The sequence below is a fragment of the Flavobacterium ginsenosidimutans genome, assembly GCF_003254625.1.
GTDB classification, from domain to species: Bacteria; Bacteroidota; Bacteroidia; order Flavobacteriales; family Flavobacteriaceae; genus Flavobacterium; species Flavobacterium ginsenosidimutans.
In genome coordinates, this window is record NZ_QJRJ01000064.1 from 54,860 (window position 1) to 64,223 (window position 9,364).

At 32.1% G+C, this 9,364-nt stretch carries 10 protein-coding genes and 1 tRNA gene; 10 read left to right on the top strand and 1 reads right to left on the bottom strand.

Annotated elements, in window-relative coordinates; all coding sequences use genetic code 11:
* Positions 1 to 12: 12 nt before the first annotated feature.
* The 4 genes from DM444_RS02285 to DM444_RS02300 all read left to right on the top strand — a co-directional run bounded on the left by DM444_RS02285 (position 13) and on the right by DM444_RS02300 (position 3,595).
* Complete coding sequence (locus DM444_RS02285) at positions 13 to 1,374, top strand: pyridoxal-phosphate dependent enzyme (RefSeq protein WP_111283583.1); 1,362 nt, start codon at positions 13 to 15, stop codon at positions 1,372 to 1,374.
* An 80-nt stretch (positions 1,375 to 1,454) separates the two neighbouring features.
* Entirely contained in the window at positions 1,455 to 1,937 is a 483-nt protein-coding gene (locus DM444_RS02290; protein ID WP_111283585.1) for a 3'-5' exonuclease, read from the top strand.
* 74 nt (positions 1,938 to 2,011) lie between these two features.
* On the top strand, positions 2,012 to 3,283 hold the full coding sequence (locus DM444_RS02295; protein ID WP_111283587.1) for a DUF2851 family protein: 1,272 nt from the start codon (positions 2,012 to 2,014) through the stop codon (positions 3,281 to 3,283).
* 84 nt (positions 3,284 to 3,367) lie between these two features.
* Positions 3,368 to 3,595 (top strand): PspC family transcriptional regulator, encoded by a 228-nt coding sequence (locus DM444_RS02300; protein WP_008466940.1) that lies wholly within the window; start codon positions 3,368 to 3,370, stop codon positions 3,593 to 3,595.
* 48 nt (positions 3,596 to 3,643) lie between these two features.
* Here DM444_RS02300 and DM444_RS02305 read toward each other — a convergent pair whose 3' ends face one another.
* On the bottom strand, positions 3,644 to 5,110 hold the full coding sequence (locus tag DM444_RS02305; RefSeq protein ID WP_111283589.1) for an APC family permease: 1,467 nt from the start codon (positions 5,108 to 5,110) through the stop codon (positions 3,644 to 3,646).
* Between the two features lie 262 nt (positions 5,111 to 5,372).
* Here DM444_RS02305 and DM444_RS02310 point away from each other — a divergent pair, with 262 nt between their 5' ends.
* The 6 genes from DM444_RS02310 to DM444_RS02335 all read left to right on the top strand — a co-directional run bounded on the left by DM444_RS02310 (position 5,373) and on the right by DM444_RS02335 (position 9,238).
* Positions 5,373 to 6,260, top strand: coding sequence for a helix-hairpin-helix domain-containing protein (locus DM444_RS02310; protein WP_111283591.1), 888 nt, complete (start codon positions 5,373 to 5,375; stop codon positions 6,258 to 6,260).
* 14 nt (positions 6,261 to 6,274) lie between these two features.
* Positions 6,275 to 7,414 (top strand): acyl-CoA dehydrogenase family protein, encoded by a 1,140-nt coding sequence (locus DM444_RS02315; protein WP_111283593.1) that lies wholly within the window; start codon positions 6,275 to 6,277, stop codon positions 7,412 to 7,414.
* Between the two features lie 145 nt (positions 7,415 to 7,559).
* Positions 7,560 to 7,754 carry a 30S ribosomal protein S21 gene (gene rpsU, locus DM444_RS02320; protein WP_026730435.1) on the top strand — a complete coding sequence of 65 codons (195 nt, stop codon included), beginning with the start codon at positions 7,560 to 7,562 and terminating at the stop codon, positions 7,752 to 7,754.
* 90 nt (positions 7,755 to 7,844) lie between these two features.
* Positions 7,845 to 8,738, top strand: a complete 894-nt coding sequence (locus tag DM444_RS02325) for a tyrosine-type recombinase/integrase (RefSeq protein WP_111283595.1) — start codon at positions 7,845 to 7,847, stop codon at positions 8,736 to 8,738.
* Positions 8,739 to 8,771: 33 nt separating this feature from the next.
* The gene (gene hpf / locus DM444_RS02330) at positions 8,772 to 9,074 is read left to right on the top strand and encodes a ribosome hibernation-promoting factor, HPF/YfiA family (protein WP_008466930.1); all 303 of its coding nucleotides are present in this window, start codon (positions 8,772 to 8,774) and stop codon (positions 9,072 to 9,074) included.
* 90 nt (positions 9,075 to 9,164) lie between these two features.
* Positions 9,165 to 9,238: transfer RNA gene (locus DM444_RS02335), tRNA-Thr, on the top strand.
* Positions 9,239 to 9,364: the final 126 nt, after the last annotated feature.

A 9,364-nucleotide genomic window follows, 5' to 3' on the forward strand; every position in this document is an offset into this window, starting at 1 on the left:
ACTTAAATAAAAATGGACTTTTCAAATAATATTTTAGAAACAATTGGTAACACACCATTGGTAAAGCTCAATAAAATTGTTGCTGAAATTGATGCGTTAGTATTGGCAAAAGTCGAAACCTTTAATCCGGGCAATTCTGTAAAAGACAGAATGGCGGTGAAAATGATTGAAGATGCAGAAGCTGATGGACGATTAAAACCTGGTGGAACCATTATTGAAGGAACTTCTGGAAACACCGGAATGGGACTTGCACTTGTTGCAATCGTAAAAGGATACAAATTAATTTGTGTTATCTCAGACAAACAGTCAAAAGAAAAAATGGATATTCTTCGTGCTGTGGGCGCAAAAGTTGTAGTTTGCCCTACAGATGTTGAACCAACAGATCCACGTTCATATTATTCGGTTTCTAAGCGTTTAGCAGAAGAAACACCAAATTCATGGTATGTAAATCAGTACGATAATATGTCAAATTCATTGGCGCATTATGAGCAGACTGGACCTGAAATCTGGAAACAGACAGAGGGGAAAATTACACATTTTGTAGTAGGAGTTGGAACAGGAGGAACTATTTCTGGGGTTGGAAAATATTTGAAAGAGAAAAACCCAAATATCAAAATCTGGGGAATTGATACTTATGGTTCAGTTTTCAAAAAATATCATGAAACAGGAATCTTTGACGAAAACGAAATCTACTCGTACATAACAGAAGGTATCGGAGAAGATATTTTACCTAAAAATGTAGATTTCTCTCTAATTGATGGATTTACAAAAGTTACCGATAAAGATGCGGCTGTTTACACTAGAAAAATTGCTTTAGAAGAAGGTATTTTTGTTGGAAATTCAGCTGGAGCTTGTATTAAAGGTTTGTTGCAATTAAAAGAGCATTTCAAGCCAGATGATGTTGTTGTGGTATTATTTCACGATTCTGGAAGCCGTTATGTAGGTAAAATGTTCAATGACGATTGGATGCGTGAGCGCGGATTCTTAGAAGAAAACATAACAAAAGCTGAAGATGTAATCAAAGATCATATTGATAAAGAATTAATCGTTGTTCGTACTGAAGAATTGGTTTCGCATGCAATCGAGCGTATGCGTAAATATAAAATTTCTCAAATTCCAGTTGTAGATATTAATGGTTTTGTAGGTTCTGTTGACGAAACGGATTTATTTAGAAGTTATGTTGCTGATAAAAATGTAGCCGAAAAACCAATTAAAGAAGTAATGGGAAAACCTTTCCCAATTGTGAAGTTAGGAACTCCAATTGAAGAAGTTTCAAAATTATTTTCAAAAGAAAATGATGCTGTTTTGGTTGATTTAGGAAATGGACATCACCACATTATTACCAAATACGATATTATTGGCGCAATAAAATAAGCGAATTAAAATAAAATTAATCCATAAATCTTATTGTGAGAAACAATTTGATTTATGGATTTGTCTTTTAAAAATATAAAATGAATTTTACAGCAATTGATTTTGAAACAGCAACTGGTCATCATCCATGTTCGGTTGGAATTGTTACAGTTCAAAACGGAATTATCGTTGACGAATTTGTATCTCTAATTAAACCGCCAAATAACGAATACAATCCTTTTACTATTCGTGTTCATGGAATTTACCCTAAAGATACCATGAATGCAAAATCGTTCTTTCAGATCTATCCTGAGATTGAAAAGAGACTAAAAAACAGAGTTGTTGTAGCACACAATGAAAGTTTTGACCGAAATGTTTTAATGAAGACAATGCTATTACATGGTTTAAATTATGATGATTTAAACATTGCTACAAAATGGGAGTGTACTGTTAAAATCTACAAAGGAAAAGGTATAAAACCAACCAAATTAAGTGACTGTTGTCGCGAAATGAACATTCAGTTAAACCATCACGAAGCTTTATCAGATGCGAGAGCTTGTGCCAAATTATACATGCTTCGTTAAATAATTTTCATTTTGTAAGAATAATATTAAAATTTGATTATTTTTAGATTTTGTAATTATACTATAAAATCTAAATGAAAGAAGACTTTCTTCATTATCTCTGGAAATTCAAGAAGTTTGATACCTTGAATTTAAAATCTGTTCAAAATGAACAAATTACCATTATCAAAACTGGTGATTATTTAGAACTTTCTGGCCCTGATTTTTTTAATGCGCATATCGAAATTGGAAATCAAAAATGGGCTGGCAATGTAGAAATTCATTTAAAATCTTCAGATTGGTATTTGCACAATCACGAAAAGGATCCTGCTTATAAAAATGTTATTCTTCATGTAGTTTGGGAAAATGATACTGCTATTTTTAGAGAAAATAACACAGAAATTCCTGTTTTGGTTCTTAAAGATTATGTTTCAAAGGAAATAATCGAAAATTACAATGCTTTAGTTTCTCCGAAAACTTGGATTTCTTGCGAAAGACAATTAAAAGAAATCGATGGATTTGTTTTTAAAAATTGGCAGGAAAGATTGTTTTTTGAGCGCTTAGAGCGAAAATCTAAATTTATTTATCAATTACTGGAAGAAACCAATAATGATTGGGAAGCGGTCTTGTTTTGCCTTCTAGCGAAGAATTTTGGATTAAATACCAACGGAAATTCTTTCTTGCAAATATCAAAAGCAATTCCGTTTTCAGTTATTAGAAAAGAGAGTTTTGAAGTCGAAAATCTAGAAGCCTTGCTTTTCGGAACTTCTGGTTTATTAGAAATAGAAAAAGAAGATGTTTATTATAAAGATTTGAGATTCCGTTATTTTTATTTGTTGCATAAATATCAAATAGAAAAAACATATGTAGATCCTGTTCAGTTTTTTAAACTTCGCCCAGATAATTTCCCTACAGTAAGACTTTCTCAATTGGCGAGTTTATATTATAAACATCAAAATCTTTTTTCAAAAATAATTGGTTTAAAATCGGCTGATGCGGTATATCGTTTGCTAAATGTTTCTGCAACCCCGTATTGGCAAAATCATTATCAGTTTGATAAAGAAAGTCCAAAGAAATCTAAAATGCTTTCTAAGTCCTTCATTGATTTGGTAATTATAAATACAATTATCCCGCTTCAATTTGCTTATTCCAATATAATGGCAGAATCAACTGCTGAAGATTTAATTGATTTTATGAATGAAGTAGTTTCGGAGAAAAATACCGTCATTGATAAGTTTAATTTGTTTGGAATAAAGTCTCAATCGGCATTTGAAAGCCAAGCTTTGCTTGAGCTTAAAAACGAATATTGCGAACGAAAGGCTTGCCTAAAATGTGCTATTGGATTAGAGCTGCTTAAAAATAATTAGATAATTTGTACTTTTGTAATCCTGAGCAGTCAGGAATCTAAAAATCTATCCCTAGGCTTCGGTACTAAAATCTAAAATATAAAGATGTCAGCAATTTTAAAACTTAAATTCTTCTTTGAAAAATATGGTTTCCATGTTTCTTCAAGATTAGCAGATAAACTTGGAATGCGTGTAACGAGTGTGAGATTGTTTTTTATTTACATCTCTTTTGTTACAGCAGGTCTTGGATTCGGAGTTTATTTAACACTCGCTTTTTGGATTAGATTAAAGGATTTAATTCGCTCAAAAAGAACATCAGTATTTGATTTATAAAAAAAGCTCCAAATGAAAATTTGGAGCTTTTTTGAAATATATAGTATATTATTCTTCAGTTTTGTCATTAAGTCTTGATCTCTGTTTACTGTATCCAAAGTAAACTAAAATACCAATCGCAAGCCATCCTAATGATAACAATTGAGCATCAATACTTAAATTGATAATTAAGTAAGTATTGATTGCAATTCCTAAAACAGCAATAACAGGTAAAGCAGGAACTTTAAATGTTCTGTTTAATCCAGGTTGTTTTACTCTCAAAATCCAAACAGCGATACAAACCATTGTAAAGGCAAATAAAGTACCGAAACTTGTCATATCTGCTAATTTATTGATTGGAGTAAAAGCAGCAACAGTTGCAATAATACCTCCTAAAATCATTAAGTTAGTTTTTGGTGTTCCAGAAATAGGATTTACTTTAGAGAAAACAGAAGGAATTAAACCATCTTTAGACATTCCAAGGAAAATTCTAGATTGTCCCATAATCATTACCATTAATACAGAAACTAAACCAATTGTAGCAGCAACTGTAATAATAAATCCTGCCCATCCTTGTCCAGCAATATCAAAAGCATAAGCAACAGGAGCTTTAATAGCTTCAGGATATTTTCCTAGCGGATTAAAATCTTGGTAATTCATCATTCCTGTTAATACTAAAGAAACAAGAATATATAAAGTTGTACAAATTAGTAAAGAAGCAATAATAGCAAAAGGAACATCTTTTTTAGGATTGATAGCTTCTCCTGCTTGTGTAGAAACAGCATCGAAACCAACGTAAGCAAAGAAAATTGCAGCAGCTCCAGAAACAATCCCTCCAAATCCATAGGCATTGTGAGTAGTTTCTTTTTCAATAATTTGTGTTGCTTCAGGAATAAATGGGCTCCAGTTTGCTGTATTAATAAAGAAAAGTCCAGCTATAATAACAAAGATTACTGCAGATACTTTAAGAATAACAATTGCGTTATTAGCTTTTGCTGCACTTTTTGTTCCTTTAATAAGTAGCGAAATAACTAAAATAACGATCAAGAAAGCTGGAAGATTCATAGAGAAACCTTCTCCAGTGTAACTCGCAGGATCTGTTGTAAGCCAGTCTGGGAGTTTGATATGAAACATTTTAAGTAATTTATTGAAGTACCCTGACCAAGAAACGGCGACGGTCATAGATCCCATAGCGTATTCAAGAATAAGTCCCCAACCAATTATCCAGGCAAAAATTTCTCCAATAGTACCATAAGCATATGCATAAGCAGATCCTTCAACTGGTAAAATGGAAGCAAATTCAGAATAGCAGAGAGCCGCAAAAACACAAGCAATACCTGCGATGATAAACGAAATTGCTAATGCTGGACCAGCATGATAATAAGCCCCAGTACCTGTAAGTACAAAAATTCCTCCACCGATAATGGCACCAACACCAATGGCAGTAAGACTCCATTTTCCTAGGACTCTCTTTAAATCACTTTTTTTCATATCGGCCTCAAAGGCTGATATAGGTTTAACTCTCCAAATTGACATACTATTTTATTGGTTTATTTGTTATTAAGTGCCAAATGTATTGTTTTTTGTAAAAAATAAAAACAAATATCATGTTTTAAGTTATAAAATCTTTATTTTTTTTACAGGACTCTCAAGAAACTTTCTTTAAGTATTGACATTCATTAAATTAATAAGAGTTTTATAAGAGATATGATAATTTTTTAAAAACAATTTTTCTTACTAATATTCTTAATAAATTTGAAGGATTTTTCTTATTTTGTTTTTAAAAGTATTTTTTATCATGCACTTTAAATCTTTAAAAAAGTTTTTCAACTTTACCAAACAACAGCGAACAGGTGTATTTATACTCTTCATTATTATAGTATCACTACAATTGTTTTATCTCTTATCGGATTTTAATATCAAAGAAAGCATAAGCTCTGAAAAAGAGGAATGGCTTGCTCTTCAATCAGAGATTGATCAGGAGAAATTGACAAGTAAAAATGCAAAGCCTACAATTTATCTTTTTAACCCAAATTTTATTTCTGATTATAAAGGATATAAACTCGGAATGTCTGTTGAAGAAATTGACCGCTTAATGGCATTTCGTAAAGAAAATAAATATGTAAACTCAGCAGAGGAATTTCAAAAGGTTACGGGGATTTCTGATTCATTGCTTAATAAAATTTCTCCTCTATTCAAATTTCCAGATTGGGTACAACATCCGAATAATTTTAAAAAAGAGAAACGAGAATTTGTTGAAAGAACTTTTCCAAAGAAAGAAAAGCTTGAAATATTAGATATTAATCAAGCAACTCAAGAAGATCTCATGAAAATTTACGGTATTGGTGAAGGTCTGTCGTCTCGAATACTGAAACAAAAAGAAATTTTAGGTTCGTTTGTTTCAATGGAGCAAATGAAAGAGATTTGGGGACTTTCGCCCGAAGTTGTAAACGAATTAAATAGTCATTTTAAAGTTGTGATTCCTTCTTCTTTGAAGAAAATAAATGTAAACGAGGCATCATTAAAGGAGTTAGCCCAGTTTTCGTACTTTAGATATGGACTCGCCAAACAGATTGTAACTTATAGAAGTATGAATGGAAATTTTAATAATATTGAGGATTTAGCAAAAATTAAAGATTTTCCTGTTGAAAAAGCAAAAATAATTAGTTTATATTTGGAGTTCTAAAAAGAAACTAACTCATGAACTTTGATTACAACGAAACACAGCTAATGATTGCACAGTCTATAAAAGACTTTGCAGAAAAAAATATTAGACCTTATATAATGGAATGGGATGAAGCACAAATTTTTCCAGTTCCTTTATTTAAGCAGCTTGGCGAGATGGGCTTCATGGGGGTTTTAGTTCCAGAAGAATATGGAGGTTCAGGTTTAGGGTATCACGAATATATTACCGTAATAGAGGAAATTTCAAAAGTAGATCCTTCAATTGGATTATCTGTCGCTGCGCACAATTCTTTATGCACTAATCATATTTTGACTTTCGGAAATGAAGAACAAAAGAAAAAATGGCTTCCAAAATTAGCTACAGCTGAATTTATAGGCGCTTGGGGGCTAACAGAACATAATACAGGTTCAGATGCAGGAGGCATGAATACAACAGCGGTTAAAGATGGAGATCTTTGGATTGTAAATGGTGCAAAAAACTTTATTACGCATGGTATTTCTGGTGATGTTGCTGTTGTAGTAGTGCGAACAGGAGAAAAAGGTGATTCTAAAGGAATGACAGCTTTTGTTTTTGAAAAAGGGATGAAAGGTTTTTCGTCTGGTAAAAAAGAGAATAAATTAGGAATGAGAGCTAGCGAAACAGCCGAATTGGTTTTTGATAATTGCCTTGTTCCAGATGAAAATAGATTAGGGGAAGTTGGTGAAGGTTTTATTCAGGCTATGAAAATTTTGGATGGAGGAAGAATTTCTATCGGAGCTTTGTCTTTAGGAATTGCTAAAGGAGCTTATGAAGCAGCTTTGAAATATTCAAAAGAAAGATATCAGTTTGGGCAGCCAATTAGTAATTTCCAAGGAATCTCTTTTAAGTTGGCAGATATGGCAACCGAAATTGAAGCTTCGGAATTATTGCTTCATAAAGCTGCTTTCTTAAAACAACAGCATAAACCAGTAACAACATCTGGCGCTATGGCAAAAATGTATGCTTCTGAAGCATGTGTTAAAATTGCAAATGATGCAGTTCAAATTCATGGTGGTTATGGTTATACCAAAGATTTTCCAGTAGAAAAATTCTACAGAGATTCTAAATTATGCGCCATAGGTGAAGGAACAACTGAAATTCAAAAGCTTGTTATTTCTAGAAATTTGCTGAAATAGTAGAGTATAAAGACTGAATTAAGTCTGAATAATCGGTTTTATTTCTGTTTTTAATCCCAAGGAGAAAAATAATTCATAATTTATAACTCATAATTAATAATTAATATATACATTTGCAGCCTTAACGAGAGGAGGTGTCTATATTATGTTAATTATACCAATTAAAGACGGAGAAAATATCGATAGAGCATTAAAGCGCTATAAAAGAAAATTTGATAAAACAGGAACTGTTCGTCAATTAAGAGCACGTACTGCTTTTATTAAGCCTTCTGTTATCAAAAGAGCTCAAATTCAAAAAGCTGCTTACATCCAAGGCTTGAAAGATAGTTTAGAGAGTTAGTATTAGCTTTTCAAAAATAATTACCGTTAGTGGTCAAAATGTTTTAATTTTGATACTAACGGTTTTTTTATGCTTAATTTTTAGATTTTTATGAAAACGAACAAAGAGGCTTTTGAGGATTATCTTTTGTTAGAGAAAAAATATTCTCCTCATACGGTAGGGGCATATTTGAATGATGTAGTTTCTTTTGAGTCTTTTGTAAAAGAATCTTTTGATCAAGATAGTGTTGATTTGGTGAATTATAGTCAAATTCGAAGCTGGATTGTTTTTTTGGTGGATCAGAATATTTCCAATGTTTCGGTTAATAGAAAAATGGCGTCTTTGAAGGCTTTTTATAAATTTCTCTTAAAATCAAAACAGATAGAAGTTAATCCGATGTTGAAACATAAATCTTTAAAAACGCCGAAAACGGTTCAGATTCCTTTTTCGGAAAAGGAATTAAAAGATTTGCTTTCAGAAATAGATAATCCTGTTGGTTTTGAAGAAGTGCGGGATAAGCTTATTATTGAGATGCTTTATGTTACTGGAATGCGTCGTGCAGAATTGATTCATTTAATGATTAAAAATGTTGATTGTTTTGCTAATACAATTAAGGTTTTAGGGAAAAGAAATAAAGAGCGTATTATTCCTGTTTTGCCAATTATAGCAAGTCAGGTGGATTCATATATGAGAGAAAGGGAAGGTTTGGAAGATTTGGTTGATAGTGACTATTTTTTTGTTTCAAAAAAAGGATTAAAATTAAGTGAATCTTTTGTTTATCGTTTAATAAATTCATACTTTAGTAGGGTCTCAGAAAAGGTAAAAAAAAGTCCGCATGTGCTACGTCACACTTTTGCAACTCACCTTTTGAATAATGGGGCAGATTTGAATTCAGTTAAAGAATTATTAGGACATTCTAGTTTAGCTTCTACACAAGTTTATACTCATAATAGTTTGGCGGAACTTAAAAAGGTATACATAGACGCGCATCCAAGAAATAAATAATGGTTCTTAAATGTTAACCCTAAAATTTTTATTATGAAGGTAGATGTTCATGCAGTTAATTTTACTGTCGACAGAAAATTGGTCGATTTTATCCAAGAAAGAATGGGTAAGCTGGAAAAATACTACGATCGTGTGGTTTCGTCAGATGTTTTTTTAAAAGTTGAAAGAACAAGTGATAAGGAGAATAAGGTGGTGGAGATAAAGATTAATGTTCCTGGTGATGATTTTTTGGTAAAAAAACAGTGTAAAACATTTGAAGAAGCGGTTGAGCTTTCGGCAGAATCATTAGAACGTTTACTTGTGAAAAGGAAGGAAAAAATTAGAGCACACATTTAATTGAAATTTTTTTTAAAAAATGTTTTGATTAAAAGATAAAATAGCTACATTTGCAGTCCGTTAGAAATAGCGGACTTTTTTAATGCATTCGCCGATGTAGCTCAGCTGGCTAGAGCAGCTGATTTGTAATCAGCAGGTCGTGGGTTCGAGTCCCTCTATCGGCTCAGAAAATTCCAAATGCGATTTGGATTTGGTTCTTTAAAATAATGGAATTTTAAATTAGGGGAGATACTCAAGCGGCCAACGAGGGCAGACTGTAAATCTGCTGTGTGAACTTCGCAGGTTCGAAT

Bases quoted from the DNA above. Each gene is read 5' to 3' on its own strand.
- DM444_RS02285 (WP_111283583.1), top strand. From the start codon at position 13: ATGGACTTTTCAAATAATATTTTAGAAACAATTGGTAACACACCATTG.
- DM444_RS02290 (WP_111283585.1), top strand. From the start codon at position 1,455: ATGAATTTTACAGCAATTGATTTTGAAACAGCAACTGGTCATCATCCA.
- DM444_RS02295 (WP_111283587.1), top strand. From the start codon at position 2,012: ATGAAAGAAGACTTTCTTCATTATCTCTGGAAATTCAAGAAGTTTGAT.
- DM444_RS02300 (WP_008466940.1), top strand. From the start codon at position 3,368: ATGTCAGCAATTTTAAAACTTAAATTCTTCTTTGAAAAATATGGTTTC.
- DM444_RS02305 (WP_111283589.1), bottom strand. From the start codon at position 5,110: ATGTCAATTTGGAGAGTTAAACCTATATCAGCCTTTGAGGCCGATATG.
- DM444_RS02310 (WP_111283591.1), top strand. From the start codon at position 5,373: ATGCACTTTAAATCTTTAAAAAAGTTTTTCAACTTTACCAAACAACAG.
- DM444_RS02315 (WP_111283593.1), top strand. From the start codon at position 6,275: ATGAACTTTGATTACAACGAAACACAGCTAATGATTGCACAGTCTATA.
- rpsU (WP_026730435.1), top strand. From the start codon at position 7,560: ATGTTAATTATACCAATTAAAGACGGAGAAAATATCGATAGAGCATTA.
- DM444_RS02325 (WP_111283595.1), top strand. From the start codon at position 7,845: ATGAAAACGAACAAAGAGGCTTTTGAGGATTATCTTTTGTTAGAGAAA.
- hpf (WP_008466930.1), top strand. From the start codon at position 8,772: ATGAAGGTAGATGTTCATGCAGTTAATTTTACTGTCGACAGAAAATTG.